2 protein-coding genes (1 of these 2 only partly in view) are annotated in these 21,890 nt (G+C 65.3%); one reads left to right on the top strand and one right to left on the bottom strand.

Annotation, left to right across the window (positions count from 1 at the left end; all coding sequences use genetic code 11):
• The first annotated feature begins 60 nt into the window (after positions 1 to 60).
• Complete coding sequence (locus tag AB0H00_RS15455) at positions 61 to 843, top strand: ESX secretion-associated protein EspG (protein ID WP_357266142.1); 783 nt, start codon at positions 61 to 63, stop codon at positions 841 to 843.
• 92 nt (positions 844 to 935) lie between these two features.
• Here AB0H00_RS15455 and AB0H00_RS15450 read toward each other — a convergent pair whose 3' ends face one another.
• Positions 936 to 21,890, bottom strand: partial view of an alpha/beta fold hydrolase gene (locus AB0H00_RS15450; protein ID WP_357266140.1) — the 3' end only. The gene runs 108,270 nt beyond the window's last position; 20,955 of the gene's 129,225 nt are visible here — the last part of the coding sequence; its start codon lies beyond the right edge, outside the window; the stop codon is at positions 936 to 938.

The following is a 21,890-nucleotide window of genomic DNA, read 5'->3' as shown; positions in this document are numbered from 1 at the left end:
CGAAGCCCTCGAAGACGCACTCGGTGACGCACCACGCGTGGTCAGGCCCGTGATCGAGCGATGAACCGCACCTGGAACTTCACCGACCTCGAGTTCGTCGTCGCCTGGGAGACCGCGCAAGCGGATATCCTGCCGGCGCCGTTCATATTCACCAGTCGGACCAAGTATTACGACGACTACCAGCGTGAGAAACGGGAAATCCGTGAGCAACTGCGCGGCAAGCTGGACCGTAGTTTCGACAGCGTGCTCGATGTGGTTGCTCGGCCGGACATCCGGGTCGAGTTGCACGGCTGGGGCAGCGACGAGGAGGACGCCGAAAGTCAGATCCGCCTGCTCGCGGTCCGCCGCGAGGGCTACGGATACCTGCTGAAACAGCTTCCAGGCGAGACGGCGTGGCACAGCGGCGGCTACACGGTCACCGAGTGTGCGCCGCTGGCGCTCGCCGAGGCGCTGACCGCGGAGCTACCCGAGGTGGACGCGGGCAAGCTCGCAGACATCGCGCTCGTCAAGCAAACCAACGGCGCCGACCTCGACTTCTCCTACGGCCGGTCGTTCGTGGAAGACTCCTTCGACGACACCGTCGAACAACTGGCCGACCAATTCCTCCGCACACCGACCACCGGCGAGGGCATCATCGAGATCGCCCAGGGGATTTCCCGGTTCGGCCCGCGCGGGGTAGCCAGGAAGCGGCTGTACTGGCGGGACCTGGACGGCGATGGGCGCTACGCGATCACCGCCGCAACTCCGCCGGTCGCGGTAGCAGCCGACACCAAACGGCTCACCACGCTGGTGAACTCCGGCATCGCGGAAGTAATCAAGGCCATCAAAGACGAACGGCGATAGGCAGCCTTTCCTCTGTGAGGTTCGCCGCCCATCACTGTCGTTTCTGTCTGCGGGCGCCTCGTTCGGGATGGATGAAGGGCCAGGTGACCGCGTTACGTCAGTTGTGCGCTCTCTCCGCCATCCCACCGGCCGCGCCAGTGCATCCAGCTCGGAAGTGGAAGTGGTTCGGATTCGGCGCCTTGAATGTCTCTTGATTGCCATCCTTCACGCTGGAGACAATCGTTCCAGTAGGCGTCTCGCTCGGCGCGGAAGTATCTCACGATGACGGGCAGCGCATCCATACCCATCATGTGGGAAACGCCGCGGAAGAGCCACAGCTTCGAGGTCCGGATCAGTCTGGCGTTGGTGTGGCTTTGGTGGGGCGGTGAGAACTGGTCGGCGGCACCGTGCACGATGTCGACCGGGACTCGGTATCCACCGAACCTTATTCCCCAGTTCCCGGTCGTCTGACGGGCGTCGTCGCCCCATGCTCGTGGGTAGTTGCGCAGCGCGCGTTGGTAGCCGCGGGCGAGCGCGTGGCGATGTGTGCCCACCCACATGTGGTCCATCGTGGTGAATTCTTTCTCGTTGTAGCGAATCAGATACTCCCCGTCACGCGCGATACGGAGGGCCTTCTCCGTGAGGTCCGCGACCATGACTTCGAGGGGGGTGTCGTAGATGTCTCGGTTCGCCTTGGCCATGCCGTGCAACCAGGAACCCATGTCATCGAGCTTCGGAGCGGTGCCTACGAGTGTGACGACTCGGTCGACGTGGCCGGGATCCAGCGCGCCGACCGCGACAGCCACCGCTCCACCACCAGATCGTCCGAGCACGGAATAGTGGTCGAATGCGAAAAGTTCGGTCGCGATGTAAATGATGTCGCGGGCGCAATCGGCCACGCTGCGGCCCGGCAGCGGATCCGAGTCGCCGTAACCGGGTCTTTCCACAACGATGAGCGCATATCCTCGTTTTTTCAGTTCCCAACTATTCGGCAGCGGGCCGTCGACTCCGACGGGCGTACCGGGCGACAGTAGGACCGGGTAGCCGTAGGGGTCGCCCAGAAGGCGGAAGTGGACGGTCCTGCCGTCCGGCATTCGCGCGGCGTAGAGCGTCGAAATATTGCCGAGGTCGGCGGTTTCGACCGGTTCGGGGATCTTGTGGACGGCGTCGTCGGGCAATGCGCCGTGGTGGCGGCCGAGACTACGGGCCAGACTGCGCCGCTCGAGGATCGAATCGCGTTCCTGCCAATCGTGTTTCGGATCGCGAGAAGGCTTTGTGGAGGTACTGGCATCGGTGTCGGCGGAATCCGCCGCTTCGCTGCGCTCTTTCTCGGCCCGCGGCCCACCTGCGCGCTCCGGCGTCGGCTCGTCCGGACGGCTGGTGGGCACATCTTGCTGGGCGGCGGAAGCATCCGTACCGGACCGCGGTGCCGGTCGACCGGCATCCGATCCGCTTCGTCTGCCGCCGAACGCACCGGCATTCGGACCACCCGGAGTTGCGGCAGCCGCGACCGCACCGTCGGTCATCCTCGGGATCCGGCCGCGCGAGCCGAACAATGGTTCTGCCACCGCATGATTGACATCCAAGCCACGAACCGGACGATCCAGCGTCGCCGCGAAATCCGTCTCGCCGCCGACCGACCGACCCGCACCGGGCCCCGGTACCGGGGCGTCGTCGGCAGCAGGTCCAAGTGGCCGGGCCGCGACAGACCCGACCTGTGGCGCGTCCGGTCCGAGAGGCCGTTTCAGCCGAATAGGGTGTTCATCGGGAATTCCGTCATCGGCTGGATCGCCCGGAACGAGGATCGGTCCACCCCCGTTGGACTGATCGGTCCATTCGAGAATCGTGACGAGAGCTTCGATTTCATCGACTTCTCCGACACGGCCGGCGGCAGGGGCAAGTTCGGCGGCACGGTCGACCATCCGTCGGATTTCGGCCAGCTCGCCTTCGGCCACGTCCGGCGCCAGGTTCGTGCGTACACGCTGATTGCCGATCACCGCGTCCCTGGCCGCACGATATGACCGCTGGTAGGCGAGTTCGGGATCGAACACCGAGTCCATCGCCAGCTGGTGGTCCGGGCCGGCCACCACCGGAACGTCGCCGATCACCGTTCCAGTACTCCTCAGACGCGCCAACTCAGCCAGGATCCGGTCGAAGGCCAGATTCAACACCGTCGCGTCGACCGCATTGCCCTCCCGAAAACGTTGCGCGGTCATCCGGTTCAACTCCACATACCGTGCCTCCAGGCTGCTGATCCGCTGGGCCGCCTCCGGACTCGGTTCGACCGCCTCGACCCGATCACCACCGGGCGAAGTATCAGGTGCTGCCGGACTGTCGCCGACGTCGCCGTCAACGGTGCTCGCCAATCCGTGTTCATCGGAGGGCGGTTCGGGCTGCTGACCGCGGCCCCCGACCGCCCATCCCTCCGGATTCGGGCCTACAGCGTGGACCAGGCCGGGGTCGAATCGCTGTCCGCGTGGTGGCGGCACTCCGAGTCCGCTGGTATCCCATGCTTTTCGTCCGGGAACATCCAAGCCGAACCCGCCGGGATCTTCCGGCACCCATCCCCCGGCACTCAGCTCGTGGGGCAGATGTGTCAGCGGCTCCGTATCGACACCAGATCCCCGAGATCCGCCGTGACCCGCATCGGGCGGTCCTTCCGCAGGCCGGGCCGTCGACCCATCGCCCGCTCGGGACTGATTCGACGCGCTGTGCTGATCCGGCGACTGCGCTATACCGGCCCCACCCCCAGGCCCGTCCCTGGGTGGTGGTCCGGGATCCAACGGTCGCGCGGAACCGCCGCCGTCATCCTCGTCTGGGCGCTCCGTCTCGTCGGCCGATTCTCCCAGTCGCCCTTGATGTTCCGCTTCGGGGTAGGAGCTGACATCGTGCCCGCTATCTGCGGCGTGCGACGAGTTGCCGCGGAGGTGCGCTGCAGATCGGCGGTTTTCCTGACGCGGCGGATTCGGATCGGTCGACGCCGCGCGAGATGGGGTGTCCTCCGGGGCCGGTGCGGCCTGATGCCCGGCGGCGAACGATACCGCGGGGTCGAGGAAGTCGTTCAGTTGCCTGCGGAAGTTTCTGGTCGAGGTGCCCCACATGCGCTGAGCCTCGAACAAGTTGCGGTCGAGTCGACTACTTAATGTGGAGTGCGGTTGCCATTGCGGATCGGTCTGGCGGGCGACTGCCACCGTGATGACGTCGTGCAGGATCTGTTGGACTTCGACGAATTGGGCGTAGCGGTGGGAATTGGGTCCACGGCGGTCGCGCATTATCGAATCGAAAGCAGGGTCGCCGAAGCCGGCCTGCTCCCAGCCCAGTACACCGGACAGTGTGCCGTCCTTGATCAGCATGGTTTCGCGCTCATAATCCTTGTGCAGGAACTGGAACCTCACTTCCGGCATGGCATCGACATCCAGCAGCAGCGGCATGAAGGGATGTTCAGGGACGCCGAGCATGGTCAGGCTTTCCGATACACCGGGAACCTGGTCGATGGCGTGCCGGAGTTTCGCCATCTCGCGGTCGACCTCGAAGGTGAACCAGCCGGCAGCGTCACCGTCGGCCGGGAAACCGGAAGGCAGGTACTGCCGCAGCGGCTCGATCGGCACCCGGCGCAGCTGCCGCCGGAATCCGGCGATGCCCCGGAGCATTGCGCCCTGGTGCTCGGAGTACTCCTGTTCTGTGGGTGAGTGCCCGGGCAGCCTGCGCACGATGAGCAGCGGGGCCGACTCGTCCGATACCCGACCGTCCGGCAGCCGCACACCGACCATGGTCTTCAGCACCTGTGGGACACCCTGCAGACCGTGGCGGGCGAAGTGTTCCAGCAGGACGTGATGCGGGAAAAGCCGGGTCTGCATCGGAACCTCGGGTGTGGGCTCGCCGACGTACACGAAGTAGTCCTCCCCCGCCGGGAGATACAGTCCGCTGCGGCCCTGTTCGGCGGCGGACTGGAATGCCTGTTGAGTCAGCTCGTGCGCCACCTCGTCGGGCATTTGGACCCCACGCCAGCCACCGAGGTGCCGATAGCGGTCGGCGGGCAGTGGCTGGCCATCAGCCAGCGCGATGCCCGCCCAGCGGGTCGCTGGTGCACCGGAGGACGGTGCGGGCTCGGACAGGGTGCGCAACCCGAGATCTATTCCGCGGCGGGCGAACTCGTCATCGATCTCATGCAGCGAGCGCTCGTCGTCGTGGGAGTGTCGGGCAAGTTTGGTCACATCGTCCAGTGCCATTATCTCCAGCGCGACGGCGGCGAAGTGGGCGGCCTCAGGGGAACGCGACGCCGCCATCCGGCGCAACGGTGCCGATGTGTCGTCACGGGTGGGCTGCCAGTCGGAGGGCAACCGTGGCATGGACAGCGCCGCGGCCAATTCGCTCCTGATGTGATCGCCGACGACCAACTCACCACTGAGCCAGCGGCTGAACCAGTCGACGACCTGCGGCATCTTTCCGGCGCCTTCGGCATGCCGCCATTGGTCCTCGGTGACCGATTCCAGCCAGCGCGCCATGTCCATGAATTTGTATTGGATATCCGGCCAATGCACGGACTCGTCTGGATCGAAGCCGATCATGGTGAGCAGTTCCGTCCGGAGCTCGCCAAGACGATCGGACAATTGCTGCAGGACTGGTGAATCCGGACCCAATGAGGTCGGGTCCACACCGTAGGAGCTTGCGGCGATATCGCGGCGCCCGCGGGAAGCGTACATGAGGATGCCGATTCGCTTGTACATCAACGCGTCCACCGAGTAGCGTCGAGGGTCGATTCCACTCTTGTCCCAGCCCGGCAGATCGGCCTCGCGGGCGCGGTTCCACAGTTCATTCATGACATCGGCATAAACATCGGCGAAGCGCTCCATGATGTACCGGTCCGTGCCCAGTTCGCCGGTCCGGCCGACCGAGCGGGCGAATATCTCGGCGACGATCCGGTCGGCCGCCGCTTCGTCACCGGACAGCATCGACCACACCCACCGGTAGACGAGTTCGTCGTCGGCCTCGGACAGCACACCGAAGGTGTCGGAGTCCCGTTGGACTTCCCGGACCAGTTCGCTCATCTCGCGAGCATTCGGCCATTTCTCCAGATCTGCCCGCTGTTGTTCCGGTGTCGCGCCGGGCGTTTCGACCTCGGCCACACGGTCGGACTCGTCGATGGAACACGACAAGGTGTAGGTGCCATCCAGGTGGTGCTCGGCATCGCAATCGGCGGTGATACCGGCCAACTGCCCGGTCGCCAACATCATTTCATCGGCTTCCCGGGTCAGCTCGGGGTGGCGCGAAATACGCTTGTCGGTGATGTCGATCCGCAGTCGCCGGTTCCCCGGTTCGCCAGTCGGAGTGAATTCGATGACAAGAAGATCACTGTCGGGCAGGGTGGGGTCCATGCCGGGCCGGCTCGACAGCTGACTCCAGCAGAGCTGGAACGCATACACCATTGCCCGTACTCGCATAAACGGCCACCCATCATGCACCATGCGCACGATCTGGCGGTTGCGCTGCATCATCAGCGGCTCCAGCTCAGGACTGCGTGGCGTACTCACCAGTGTGGAAACCAAAGACTCCAGGTTGTACGCCATATAGTACTGTGCCGGCAAACCCAATGACTGCCGGGCCGAGCCGATCGCCTTGATCAGCGAATTCACCATGTTCAAGGGAATATCCGCATTGTGCTCGGTTCTCATCAGCTGGGACATGCGGACCAGATCGTGCACCACCCTGGCCTTCTCCAGGAAGTCGACATACGGCCGCAGCCTCGGATCCCGGTCGTATCCCGGGAACGAGTTGCGCTGCCTCAGGATCGCATCCTGGAATGATTTGGGGCCGAACTGGGCCAGACCCCAGTCCAAAAGGAACCGCTTGCCGAGTCTGTTGCGCAGCAGGTTGGACAGGATCGGGTCGGCTTGCAGGAGCACGAACTCCTCCGGCGGCACATTCGACAGATCGAGTCCGTCCAACAGTGAATCCGGCAATCCGGCCATGTCGAAAATCATCTGGTACAGCGGTTTCCGACGGAAATGCTGGTACACCTGCTCCAGATGTTCGTAGTGCATCCGCAGGAACCCCCCGGTATCACCCGACTGCGGATAATGCTCGGACAGCCCCAGCCGCCGTCGCAGTTCGTCGGTCAGCGGCACTTTGGCACCGACCTCCTCGAGTTTGGCTACGAGCCAAGTGAAGACGCCCTGTTCACTCCAGTCGGCGGGCGACTCGCCTTCGATCGCCAAGTCGATGGTGCCTTCGTCATCGGCATAGAGCCTGCGCGGCACTCCGTCGACACCTTCCTCGGCCAGGATGGTCAGGATGATGGACTCGTCCGGGAAGACGACCAGATCCATCGGCGGAGCGTCGGGATCGGCCTGTGGTTTGCGGACTCCGACGGCATAGCCGCCGTACAGGTAGACATCACGGTAGTTCCCCGAATATTTGGTGCCGTGCTCGATCGCCAGCGACCGGATCTCGGCGACATCCTCGGCGGTCATCGGCCTCCCGGCGTCACCGCCGAAATACTGGAACATGGCCGGGGATGGCACCTTCGCCAGGGTGTCGGCGTTCGGGCTGACCACCCAGCGCTCTTCCCGTTCCATCTCCGGACGCACAAGTTGACACACCAGATCGAGCAGGTCATTGGTTTCCGGGGGAACCGGCTGATCAGGCAGCAGCCGTCGCGCCCGGATCAAACCCCGCTGTGCGTCCTCAGCGAGCAGCGCCCACCGAATCTCGGCCAGTTGACCCGCCCGCACCGCATCGACCAGCCGGACGACCGATCGGATCGCACGAGCCAGCACAATGCGATCGACATAGGGACGCAGTTCCTCGGGGATCCGGGTGCCGCCTTCTGCTTCGGCGAGCAGCGCCGCCTGATAGTCCGGCGGACCGTACACTGTATTGCCCCACTCGGAAATACCGATCGGACCGTGCTGCCGCTTTGTCTGATGACTGTGCGTCAGATCGCCGTAGAGGAGCTGGAAGTTCTGGGGTTGCAGCAGGTCATAGTTCGGCTGCCATTGCGTGATCGCCTCGGTCAGGCCGAATAGCTCCAACACCGTCTGATAGTGCGGTTGCTGCCAATGCTGTTGAAAGAATTCGATGTCGCCGTCCCACAGCCCGCGGAGGAATTCCTCGGGTCGCTGTGGGCCTGCAAGAGCACCTTCGGGAAGACGCCTCGACGGCAGCTCGGCGAGCTGTTGCTCCACGGTCGGCAGTCCCGCCCGAATCCTGGGATGAAAACCCGGCAGTATCGTGCGGGTTTCATCAGGCTCGAGATCGACATAAACATCGATGTCACCGTCATCGTCGCTGTAAATCCGTTGCGGCGCGGCATCGACGGATGCCGCGATCCGTCCGATGATCTCCGACGAGGAGCAGAGTTCGGGATCCAGCCGATACGCGAGCCCCATACGGAACCGGACAAGGAAACCCAAGTATTCGTAGACGTCCTCGTTGTCTTCTTTTCGCAGCTTGCCGTAGATCACCGCATCGCGGCGCAGGACCTGAGCGTCGGCACGCGACACGGTGATACCCGAGGGCGAACCGAATGTCCGATAGGCATCCGGGCGGAACAGCCAGCGGTGCGCCGACTGTGGCGGTTCGATCGTTGAATTCGGGTTGGCGGCGAAATCGGTGCTGTTTCCTGCCTGTATGGAGAGGCCGGCCATGACGTCCAGGAGCCCACGCGGCCCGACCGGCAACGGCGGTTTACCCCACACCTTCCGGGCGCGGTTGACAACGAACCACAGCTCGGCAGCCAGCCGTCGAGCCTCTTGCTGGGTCAGCGTGTGGGTTGCTATGGCACTGACCATGTCGGCGACCGCATGCATGGCCCGCGCCAGGGCGATCCGCTGCAGATACGGCCGCAGCTCCGGCGCGGGTTCGCCGCTGCCGTACCTGCTGAACATAATGGCATCGGCGTAGTCGGCGGGACCATAGAAGGTGGGCCGCAGTCCAGGAACCCGGAGTTCAGGGTCGCGCACAATATCCTCAGGCGCCAGCTCGGTATCCAACGGCTGGAACGGCTGTGAGCGCAGCACCGCGGGATCGAACGACACATCCTGGGTCAACAGCGCCGGGAAGTCGAACATGGTGAAGGCTTGGTCTTGCAGCGGATCGGTCCGCAGTTCTTCGTAAATCCGCTCATCGCGGTCGAGCAGTCCGCGCAGCAGTCCGCGAACATCACCGGAGGCAGGCCAGTCCTCGGGCAACTCCGGTAGGAGCTCAGGCGGCAGCTGTTCCAGTCGCCGAGTGGTCTCGTTCCACGCCGCCTGAATTACGCCATCGTGCTTGTCGGTCAGCCGTTCGCCCTCGACACGGCGGCGGATCTCGAACCCGTCGCCGACAAACAATATCGGCGACGGTTCGGCCAGGAACTCCGCGGCCGCCTCGAGGGTGTCGTACAGCGGCAACACCACCGGGTCGAGACTACGGATCCTCCCGCCAGTGACCCAGATCTCGAAATCCCGATACTCGATGATGTGGGCATTGTGGCGTGGATTACACGGCCGGTGAATACCCTTCGCCGGGGCCGCATTGAACAAGGCGGCGGCCTCCTGCCGCGACATCCGGCGGCCCGAACGTGCACCGAGGCAACGGTATTCCTCGGCAGGCAGCAGTTCGGCCAGCACCGGTTCGGTCACTGTCGCGGCAAGCGGTGACACAACCCAAATCGGCTCGTCGTCTTCCTCGTCGGCGTCGGCCGACTCCTGCGCCGGCTCGGGCTCATCGGCTGCGGCGTGCGGCGCATCGGTCGATGGAGCATGCTCGGACGAGACAAACACCGGCAGCTCCGGCTCGCTTTCAGAATCCGCGTCCACCGACTCCGGATCCGCCTGCGTCTCGGCATGCGCGTCGTCCACCGAAACCGGTGGCTCAGGGGTGACGAGCAGTGTGGGCTCCTGCTCGTCCTCGGGGCCGGTACCTACCGAGACCGGTTCTTCAGCAGGCGCCGCGGCCTCGGGTGTGTCGAGCGCTGGCTCCCGCTCGTCATTCGCCGCAGCTTCAGGCGGGGGCTCGACCACCGACACGGGCTGCTTCGCCGGGCCCCCCTCGTCCTCGGGTGACAGTACCTGCGGCCGCTCGGTGGCGATCGCGCTGCGAAAGACCGAAGCAGGCTGTGGTGCGGCGTTTTCCGTACCGGGGCGGGTCGACACCATGGTGGTGACGCCGCCGGTGCCACCGAGGTGTCCCTCGGCGCGCAACCAGTCGTAGGCGCCGGTCACCACATCCACCGGCAGCTCGAGCACCGCGGCGAGATCGATCGGTCGCGGCAGGAGTTCCCCCAGGGCCGGATCGCCCGCGTTGATAGCCGCCCGCAGTTCGGCCGCCAGTTCCACCACACCCTGCGGCACTCGACCGAACCGTTCGCGCAGCCGCTCCGGGGCGTACCGGGCGTAGCTGCCCGCCACCGTGGTATCCGCGCCATAGCGCAGGATCAGGTGTCCTTGGTCGCGTGCCCGGCGATAGGCCCGGGCGACGGTCGCCGGGGAGATGCCGAGCGCGCGGGCCAAGTCTTTGCTGCCGGGCAGCTGCCACTTCGCTTTCACGTCACCGTTCAGAACGGCGGCCCGCAGTATCCAGGCCAGGATGTCGACGTCCTCGTGTTCGGGCTCCGGATACCGCCTCGCCCAAGCGGTCACGATGACTGCCAGGTTCGCCGCGGTGATGATGCCCTCGATCCGACCGTCGTCCGCGGCGGTGGTCGCCGGGTGCGCCGAATGCTCCGCGATAACGGTTCCACCCCGACCCGGCCGAACCACCACAAGCTCCAGCCGCTTGTCCAATTGTCCGTAGGCTTTGACCACAGTTCCCTCGGCTACTCCGAGATGAGTGGCAACTGTCTTCGCGGCAGGCAGCCTCCGGCCCGGGGCCAACCGACCGGCCAGGATCTCCTGACCTATCGCGTCCACCACCGTCGCGGTGATCGGCAATCGGTCGGCCAGTTTCGCAGGCACCAAATGCTTGTCGAATATCTCGACCAGCTCCGGCATCTCGATCGGAGCGGGCGGAACCGCGAGCACCACTGTTCCGATGCGCGGCCCCATGCGCACCAATTGCTGGGCCGCCAACTGGTTGTAGGCCCGACGCAGCGTGCCTTCGGATACGCCGATCCGGCGGGCGGAGTCTTCGTTCGTCGGCAGCTGCACGCCCGCAGGGATCCGATGCCGGGTGATCAGCTTGCCAAACACATCCGACAGCACGGCCACCTGCCGTTCGCCTCCCCTGATCCGGGCTTGCACGTCGAATTCCCGGAGCAGCTCCGTCAATGTCGCCGGATCGACCGGTTCCGGCATGCGGGCGCCGAGGTTCTTACGTGGGCCGCGAGTTTTCTGCTCGTCCTCGTCGAAGACTTCCGCGGGATCGACCACGAACACATCGCCCGCCGCGGCCCCGGCATGCGCGATCCAGGAATCCACGTCCGCGCCGCGGATCAGTCCGCCTGCGGCATTGTCGAACACTACGACCTCGTCCAGCTCGAGGTCGAAGCGGCCGAGCCGCTGCCGCATACGCTCGGTCACCCGCGCCACCGCGAAGGCATGCGCCCCGACCGTCACATCACCGCGGTCGACCAGCCCGGCCAACTCCATACCGCCTGCGACCCACTGCGGCCCATTCTCGGCCTGCACCATCGCCACCGCGGCCGCCAGACCGGCACTGCCCGAGTCGAGAGCGTGTTGCCGCCACCCCGCCTCCAGCCATCGCGCGAAGTCGAGTTTTTCCATGCCGTACAGGGCGATTCGCCGATAACGAGGATCGGCCGGGTTGATGTCGACCGGTGCACCGACGCCCAGCGCCTGGTGCAGGAAATCGTGCACGAATAGTCCGCAGACAGCCTCGCCGGATACCAGATGCGCGGTGAGCGGAATCTTCTCGTCGCATTCCTCCTCGGGGGCCCGTGATCCGTAGTCCTCCTCCCAGGTCACCCGGAAGCCGAGTTCCACCGCCGCGGCCAGGACGGTCTCGAGCTGCTCATCACCGACCTCGGCCAAGTCCCCGCGCAGCAACGCATAGACGACCGCCGTCGACACCCCTGCCGTCTCGGCGAGGGTTCGCGCCGGCTTGGGAATCTGCACGCTGCCTCGGGGAGCCGGCCGGAAGCCCAGGCGTCGCGCCACGGCGCGCACATGGGGTGCGTTCTTACCCTCCTGGCGGCCCGCGAGGATCCGGAAGGCTGTGCTGTGTTCCACCCCGGATGCCCGCGCGACCTCCTGCAGGGTGGCGGGCAGATGCAGCCACAGATTCGGGAAGCGCTGCCGGGCGTCGCGCCAGGCGCGGAAGCCGAGCCGGGCGGCCGTCTCCCGCACCCGCGTAACCACCTCCGGGTCCACCTCGCGATGGTTGGCCGGTGTCGGCCCGCGCAGCACTCGGGAGACCACCGCCGGGCTGGTCCCGACCGCGGCGGCGACATCGATGATCGCGAACGGTCGATCCGCGCGATGTTCGAACAGCGCCTCGCCCATCAGCACCGTCAATCGCGCCCGGAGATCCCCTGGCAGCGGCCGCCGCTCGGCGGACAACCGGGCAATGACCCGACTCGTCAACCGGGCCGCGAGCACCCGATCCCCATCGAGCATCCCCAGCAACTCCCCATACACCCACTGGCTCTCCCGCCGATAGCCGCCGCTCGGGCGCCGCGATGGGTCGGGCATGATGCGGCCGGCCACGTGCCGGATTTCAGGTTTCGGCGCCACCGGGAGCGGCGGGTGGTCGAGAGCCGAATTCATGGGCCTGTGTAGTTCGATGGCCCGATTGCTCGAGAAGGGGTACCGAGTGAGTCCTTCCGGTTCCGGCGACGCAGGGTTCGGGCGAATGCCAGCATCGCCGGAGTCCGGACCGGCGTCCTCGCGCGGCACCACGACGGCGGTGAGGATGGTGCCGTCGTGGACGGTGAACCAGCCCTGGAACACCGACCGGTCGTCCGTCGACAGTTGGGCGGTGAATGAGCCGTCATCCGGGTTGATGGTGATACGCACCTTGGTGAAGTCGCCCGATGTCTCTCCGGTGAGGGTGTGCCACACCTTGTAGACGCTTTCCTTGGCGGAGAACAACACCTTGTCCCAGTGCACGCCACCCTCGGTGCCGATCCGGTCGAGCCAGGCCTTTTCTTCCGGGACAACGATTTTCGCTCGAGCAGCGTCCAGCAACGGTCCATTGTTATCGATATCGATACCGATCGCCTGGATGTCGCGGGCCTTTCCTACCACCGCGACGTAGTGACCGTCTTTATGAGTGATGCTGCCGCGCAGGTGATCCGGCCATAGCGCCGGACGCCTGAAGCCCTGAGACAACAGCGGTGTCACCGGCACACCCAGGCTCCGTATCGCGCGATGCGCACAAGTGCGGCCGTGCACAATCTCGCGTCCGCGCCGCGAGTCCGCACCATTGGGCAACGACTCGAGCAGTGACTCTTCCTCGGGCAGCAACTCCGCATTCCGGTCGTCGCCGATGATCACGGCACCTGCCACCGTGTCGGGCAGTCCGAGTCCGTCCAGCAGCGTGCGATCGGTTGACGGGTTGACCAGCGCGGACACCGACCATACGAAGTGGGTGGCCGCCACGTTGTGCAGCTGTTCGTTCGAGGTGTCGGCCGATCCGCCCAGCCGCGCGCCGATCTCACGCAGGAACGCCACGTCCGCACCGTGCCGTTCGAGCAGCACCAACGCCTGCGGCCGCGGCATACCGAGCAGCACTCTGCGCAGCATGGCGTTGCTCGCCCCGACGAAATGCGATCGGGTCGGGGATTCCTCGCCTCCGGCCGCCTGGGCAACCCGGTCACAGAACGCGACGAGGCCGACATACTCGGTGAGGCCGTCGATCGCCTGCTGCTCCACGGTGCCGGTGTCAGCACGCTCTTGCAGCAGGGCGACAGCCTGTTCCGATTTGCCCTTCGCGACAAGTCGTTCGACCAACTGTCGGAGGAACGTCCCGATCGAGTTGTGATACGCCGTGAGCACGTGAGGCGGGATCTCTTGTTCGACGATGTGCCCCATGCGGGGGGTCTCCAGCAGACCCTTTACTTCACGCAGGATCTCCACCACGACGTCGTCTGGAATCGGATCCTCATGGGCATCGGATCGCAGTCCGTAGCGGATGTAGTTGTCCACCGAAACCGGGGCCGTGACGATGGAAACGTGCTGGACGGCTGGACACTGCTTCTTGAACGTCGCCACCACGCGTCGCGCGTGTTGCGGCGCACAGACTGCGATGATGGATTCGACATCATGGCCGTGCTCCCGCAGCAGAGCGATGGAGTTCGCCGCGTTTTGCCTGGAGTTCTGGGCGTGCGGTTCCTCGATGATCTGGTTGGAGTTCAGGCCCAGTTTCTCCGCACCTGAGCTGAACTTGGCGGCCTCCCCGTGCCAACCGGAGAACACAACTGGGATTTCACTGAGACCACGCTCGCGAACGAAATTCGTGACAACAGCCGACGCACCGTCGTCCGGACTGCCGAACACGATGACGGCACCGTAGTCGCGTTCAGTATCGAATTCCCATTTCGGATCATCGCGCAGGAAATCCCAGATCGTCGACAGGTCGGACATCGTCTGTTCGGAATCCACCCCCCGATCGCTCAGTTCCTGCAGCCAGACCGCATAGGTATCGGTCTCATCGCTACCGTCTTTTTGGGTGGCGTCGTGTTGCCGACCCGCATCCGGGTCGCTGTGCTGATCACTGAACGCGCCGGCATTCGGGTCGCCCGGATTCGCACCATGCGCCACTACGCCCTCGGCGACAAAGCGCTTCCGGCCACGCAGCCCGAGGAACGGATCTCCCACCGAATGATTGACATCCAGGCTCTCGATCACATGCGGCGGACGATCCACCACTTCCGCGAAGCCCATCCGACCGCCCAGCGGCGCACCCACACCAGAGCGCGAAGCCCCACCGCCATCCGGCTGCTCATGGGACACGACACCATCACCGGATGACGACACCCCGACGTCATCCGGGTCACCCGCGGCGTCACCGTCGCGCCCTTCGGCGACGACGCCGGAGCGCGCATCCAGCCGGAATCCGAGCCGAGCGGCGGCTTCCCGCACCAACCGCCGAGTTTCCGCGCTCACCTTCGGGTCGTCGTTGAGCGCTCGCGAGACCGTGATCGGGTGCACCCCGAGTTCCCGAGCGACATCGGTGTGGGTCACCCGGCGCACCACGCCACTGTCGTAACGTCGGCGCAGCCGCGCGGGCAGCCGCTCGGCCAGCCGCTCGGCGATGCGATACAACCTCCGCCGAGCGGTCAGCGGAGTACAGCCGAACTGTTTCGCTATGGTCGGGATCCGCTGCTGCTGGACGAAGTACCGGTCGAAGTACTTCCGCTCCTCCTCGGACAGGGCCGCCAGCAGTGGCTTCAGCGCAGACAACTGGTGGGTGTGGACTGCCTCGATCATCTTCAAGGCGGCATTGCCCTCGGGCACATCGGGTCCGAGCATCAGTTCGGCCAACCGGACCGCGGTGCGATTCAACAACGCGGCAACCTCTTCCGGTGAAAGGTCCAGTTCCGCCGCGACATCGGTAAGCGCTGAGTCCTGCGCAATCAGCAGGTCGAAGCACCGCTGATGATCGGCTTCCAGCCTGCCGCGCCAATGCCGCAGCATCTCCGGGAAATCCCGCTGCAACCGCTGCACCAGCACCAGCGCGTCCATCGGATGGGCCACCACATCGGCCGCCGGATCGGTAACCGTGAGCAGTGCTCGGGGATTCGCCTCGGCCGCCAGTTCCTCGGCCAGGTGGCGGACCGCGCGGCGCTCGGCCTCGCGCACCGTGTCCTCGGCGACCTCCCATGCCTCCGCGATGTCGGTGATCGAGCGGTGTTTCTCGAATCGCAGCACGATGGTCAATTGCTCGTGGCGGTCGAGCCGCCCGAACGCCCGCCGCCACGTGTGCTGGCTCACCCCGACCAGCACCCGGGCATCCAGGCCGGACGGGGCAATACGCTCATGCAGCAGGAAGGCGATCAGCACATCCCGGCAGTGCCGCACAAACGTCCGCCGCCGAAATCCCATCCTGTTGGCTGTCGCCAACACCTGCTGCGCCAACGCTGGTCGCACATCCGGACCGCCACTGAGCGCGCGTTTGGCGATGTGCACGCTGGTCCCGGCCTGCTCGGCAACATCGGCTTCCATGATTTTTCGTTCGGCACCGGCATCCAGATAATCTGAAAGCTGTTGTGTAGACAGCTGTCTGGTCAGACTGCGCACCAGCCGATAGACCTGCGACTGGATCCGCCGCGGCGATTCACCGAGGACGGCGGCCGCTTCCGGCCAGGACCGGCCCGCCACCAGCACCAGATCGAAAACTGCCCGATACCGGGGCGACAGCCGCGCACGCCACAATGTCGCCAGATCCGAGTCCTGAAGCAGGATCTGCTGCGCCATCGCCACCGTCTGCTGCTCGGTGAGTGTCGGGTCCTCCATGCCGACGTTGTCCACCACCGGAATCCGCAGGGCCGGATCGGAATCGGCACGCTGCCCTCGTTCGACGACGAGACCGGGTCGATACGGCTGCCGTCGCAGTGGGAATCCGAGGCGATCGGCTGCCATCCGCACCTGACGTCGCGTTTTCCCGCTCACCTGGGCGGCGTCGTCGAGCACCATCGTCACCCTGTGCGGCTGCACCCCGACTGCACGAGCGACATCCGATCGGGTCACCCGCCGCACATCGCTGTCCCGGTAGAGCTGCCGAAGCTCCTCGGGCAGAGCTTCGACCAGCGGGGCGGCGACGCGATACAACCTCCGCGCCACCGCCATCGGATGACTGCCATACAGGTCGGCGATCGCCGACATCCGCCAGTGTTGCACGACGTACAGATCGGCCCACTCCCGATCCACACCGGACAGCGTCGCGATCAGTGGCTCCACCGCCGTCGGATCATGAGTGTGGATCGCCTCGATCATGGTCAATGCCGCCGTGCCGTCGGGGACAGTGGAGGCGAGCGCCAGGTCGGTCAACCGTACCGCCATGCGATTCAGCAGCGCCGCGACCGCTCCCGGCTGGCTGTCGAGTTCCGTCGCGGCATCGGCAAGCGACATGTCCTGGGCGATCAGCAAGTCGAAACACCGCTTCTGGCCGGGGCTGAGCCGGCCACGCCAATGCCGCAGCACCACTGGATAATCCCGCCACAGCCGCCGCACCAGGGCTACCGCAGCAACGGGATGGGCGACCAAGCCAGCAGCCGGATCCGTGACGTTTCGCAGTAGTCGAGGCTTCGTCTCGGCAGTGAGTTCTTCCACCAGCCGACGGATCGCGCACCGCTCCACCTGCCGAACAGCGCTCGCGTCGACGCACCATGCCTGGGTGATCTCGGTGATCGAGCGGTGTTCGGTGAAGCGCAGCGCGAGCACAAGTCGTTCGTCGTCATCGAGTCGAGCCAGCACCTTGTTCAGTGTCTTGTAACGCATATGGACCAAAACTCCTGCGTCCAAGCCGGTCGGGGCGATGCGCTCGTACAGCAGGAAGGTGATCAGCAGATCCCGCCGGTATCGGTCGAAAGGCGACCGCGGATATCCGAGTCGATCGGTTGCTGCCGTCACCCGGTGCGCGGTGTCGAAACCAAAAATGCCACCACGTCGCACAGAATAAACGGTTTGCAGACCCACCCCGGCCGCCTCGGCCACATCCGCCAGCGTGACACCACGGTGGGCGCCAGAATCGACATACTCCCAAAGCTGCGCTACGGAGAGCTTTCCGACCAGATAGTGCGCAATCCTGTTCGTCCGGTATATGATCGCCTTCATCCCGCGGGTCGTGTCGGCCATTTCGCCGACAGACCGCCCTTCGGCGAAATACCGATCGACAATGCCTCGCGCAGGCGGCGATAGCTCTGAAACCCACCGGGTCATCAGGTCCGGATCACGAATCTGAATCTGCCGCACCAATGCCATCTCCTGCAGATGATCCAAGTACGGACGGCCCTGCAACAGATTCGCCAATGACTCGGCGATCTCGTTCTGACGATTGGCGATGCGACTGCTGCTGTACCCCAATCGTTTCGCCGCTGCGGATATCGGAACTTCGTCAAGAAAGAAATATGCGGCGAGTTCCCGGTCTTTCTCGGGAAGACCGGGGATCGCCTCCCGCACATCGTGCTTGCGTGCCGCGCGAACAAATGCCAGCGCATCACCGGTATTCGAGGTCGGGAACAGGGCCTCGGCCGGATCCACCATCGGGATCGGCATGTCCGGTATTATGTCTCGGTTGTCGCTCCGGTCGGCGATAAGGCGGGGCCGAGACGGTTCCTGGTGTCGATAACCAAGACGGTCGGCCGCTTCCCGCACCCGCCGCTGCGTTTCCCGGCCCACTCTGCCATCCCGGTCGGCGAACGTCAGCGCCACGGTCTGCACGTGCACCCCGACTGCTCTGGCAACATCGGCTTGGGTCACTGGACGCAGTCCCACACCGCCCCCGTACCGCTGGTGCAGATCGGCGGGAACTCGCTCGGCCAGGACCACCGCCAGGCGGCGCAGCGTAGTGGTCACCGTGTTCAGCGCCGCGTCATACAGGTCCGCGATCTGCTGCACCCGCCAATGCTGCACGAAGTACAGGTCGACCCACTCGCTATCGCGTCCGGTGAGCAAATCCGTCACCAACGGCTTCAGCACCGTCGACTCGTGATCCTGGATCGCCTCGAGGAACCTCACCGCCACGGTCCCCGCGGTCAGCGCGCCGTCGGCCCGCGAGCGCCTGACGGACGGTTCTGGGAGCTGATCAGCGACCGCGCGGATCGTCTTGTGCAGCTGCAGACGGACGGGGTGCTCATCGGAATCCATCGCGGCCGCGATATCCCGCATTGACTGCCCCATGAACCACCGCACGACAACTTCCCGCGGATAGGATCCGAGCTGCTCGACAATTCCGGCCAAGTCCTGGAGACGAGCCCGCTTGGCGGCGCGGATCTTCGCCACCTCCGCTGCCACCGTGGGCAGTTCCACATACAGCCGACGCTGACCGCCCTCGGACAAGGCCGCGGCCAGTTCCTGACCATGTGCGGTCAGCGCCACCACCAACGCCGACCCCAAGCCACTTTCGCCGAGCACCGTCGCTTGTAACTCTCTGCGCGCCTCGACCGTACGCTCCCGGACCTGCTCAGGCGTGATGCCGAGCACCAGCGCCGACTCCTGCTCGGTCAACCCGTCGATGTCGTTGAGCTGCAGCACCGCACGCAGATTCGCCGGCAACGCACCAAAAGCCCGACCCACCGGTGAGTCGTCCGACAGCTCCTCGTCCGTGGTCTGCCCGGCCGACAGCTCACCCTCGGGCCGAGGATCACGGTGCGCCCGAGCGAGGTCCAGCTTTTCCGCATCGTCGGTGGTGTCCACCCGGTTGGCACGGCCGAGCTCGGTAATGACCGCATTACGCACTGCGACAGCGAGATAGCGGCGAAAGCTCCCGGCCAACAGCAGCTCGCCACGACTGAACTTCGAGTAGAAATCGGTGAAGGTCTCGGCGACGACGTCTTCGGCTACTTCCCGGTTCTTCGAGATTTTCCATGCCACCGTCACCGCGTACCGTTCGTGCCGCCGGTACAGCTCGTCGAATGCCGTGAGGTCGCCGTCGGTGATCCGGGCGAGCAGCTCGGCATCGCGCGCGTCCGCACCGTCACCTTCGCCACCGCCGGTCGTCTCGGTGGACGCGATCGGTTCGGAGCGATCCCCCGAGTCGGACCGAACCCCGACACGGACATTCTCGAAATCCCGGGCATGCTCCGGAAGTTCCGTAACGACCCGGTCCTCGGGACCTTCGGCAACCCGCATCCCCAGCACCGCAATCACCTTCGCAGGCAGCGACCAATCCTCGAACGGGATGTTCTCGCCGAACTCGTGTACCATCACCTCGCCATCGACCAACTTCACATTCACCGCATGGCCCCACTGCGGTCGCCGCCCGTCCACACCCTCGTACACCACCACCGCCACCATCGGCTTCCCGGTGGCCGCGACCCAATCACGCACCTGTTCCAACTCAGTGATCGCCGGATCCCAACCCGCCCCGACCACGTCCGGAACATCCTTCAACAACACACCGGCCGGATCCGCCTCAGCCGACCCCGCGGGCGGCTCCTGCCCCCGCGCCCTCCACATATCCCGCCGCGCCTTCGGCACGCAGTCCAGCTCGGCGTCTGGTACGTGCCCGGCGAGGGCGGCGCCCGGACGCTGGTATCGCCCGGACGCGTCCCCCTGCGCGTCCAGACGCCCTGCGTCCGAACTCTGCTGTGGCACGGTGACCCGTGGGTACACACGGTCTGCCGCGAAACCTGCCGCACCTCGTACCAACTGCCCCAGCCAACCGGCCACACCGCCGACGACAGGCTGCGCGATATCCAGCAGCTTCGTCCCGGATTCTCCGGGAAGAAGACCGGCGATTGCCTCGGTAATGTCTTTTCCGGTACCCAACCCCAGCTCCGCGCCCTCCCGGATGACGGTGCGGAGCAAGTACCTGTCGACGACCTTCATCATGTATTCCTCGGCCGCTCGATGGCCCATCCTCGACCAGATGAAGGCACTGAGATACCGCGCCCGCAGATACTCAGGACTCTGAGGTGTGAGCCCTCGGCAGCCCGGAAAGTGCAGCGCCGACCACAGGTCGTTCTTCGGGTGCCTGGTCCACAACGCGTACTCGTCGTCGGAGAGCAAAGGGGCTGCCACTCCCACTGGGCCGGGCCACAGCCCGCGCATCTTGGTGTGGTCGTCCTCCAGCATCGGCCTGCCCGAGAAATACTGCATCCTGCCGCGCCAAATCGACAACAGCTGCGGCAGCTCGTCGAAGGATGCGTCGCGCATGAAACTCGTCAATCGGGTGAGCAAGGCTTTTAGGTGCGGGCCGCTGGCTTTCTGCGGCGTACCCTCCGGAACGGTCCGGAATTTCCAGACGGTGATCGTCTTTCCGTCACTGGTTATCTTCTCCTGTTTGAAGAACAGTGAGTTCAAGTCGACCTTGCCCTGGTGCACCAGCTGATCGATCGACAAGCCGGCCGTGACGATCAAGCCGAGCGTCATATAGAGGGGAAAGCGCTTGTGAATCCGGCCGAGCTCGAGGAAATCTTTGTCCGTGAGCTCCACGTCGCGCAGTTTCTCGAAGTCGAACGAGCGCAACGCATCGAACCATTCCCCCCGATTGCTGACCCAGTCGGCACCGAACGGCTCCCCAGGCTCGGGCATCGGCAAGTTCCGCATGTACCAGAAGGCCTCGGGGTTGAGTGCGATCAACTCCTCGATGGCAGCCGCCACCGGCGCCCAGTAGTCGGGCTCGCTCAGCGCAAGGCGGTCGGCCCGCGGGTTCGAGAGCATGTTGTCCTCGGGCGGTGTGTCCCGCGTAGGCGCCGGTCCGGGGGGTGACTGTTTGTCGGCGGCTGCATCCTCGTGGACGGTCCATTGTTTGGCTCCGGGGTCGCATCCCGCGCCACCGAGGTCTGCGTCGACTTGCGCAATCCGTTCTATCTGCTTTTGTCCCCGTGCGGGCTCGGGGCCGCGGTCCCAGGGTTCGCCGTCACCGTCCCAGCGCCGTTCGGGGTTGGGGACGCCCATGGTTCCGATCGGGGTTGCCGACCGTGCAGCCTGTCGAGGTGCGGGATCGTTCGGGCGCTGGTAATACTCCCGCACCCCATTCGGCAGCGCGAATCCCTCCTCATCCGCTGCCGCTATCACCTTCATCGCAGTAGCCCTGCTCACCTTCGGGTTGCGGTTGAGCACGCTCGCCACCGTCGAATCGGCGACTCCGGCCGCCCGCGCTACCCCAGCCCACGGCGGTGGCTGCCGCTTCCGATCCATGAGCTCTTGGTAGAACTCCCGCACTCCCGGCGACTCGATCCCCAGCTTCTCGGCAGCCTTCACAATCCGCATTGCCTTGTCGAACCGCACCCGCGGATCACGTTGTAATACGCGGCTCGCTGTTTTCTTGGACACGCCGGCTTCCCGCGCCAACTCGGCTATCGTCCACGGCGAATCGGGAAGACTCGCGTAGAACTGCTTCGCCCCCGGCAGCTCGATCCCCGTTTCCTCGGCGACCGCAACGACCAACAGCGCCGTCTCCTTGCGTACCAGCGGGGAGAGGCCGGCTACGCGATCGACGGTCGTCACGCTCACTCCGGCATC

Origin of the sequence: Nocardia sp. NPDC023852, from assembly GCF_040639505.1 — a bacterium.
Classification (GTDB): domain Bacteria; phylum Actinomycetota; class Actinomycetes; order Mycobacteriales; family Mycobacteriaceae; genus Nocardia.
The sequence above is the reverse complement of the archived record's forward strand: the minus strand, read 5'-3'. Positions and strand labels throughout refer to the sequence as shown.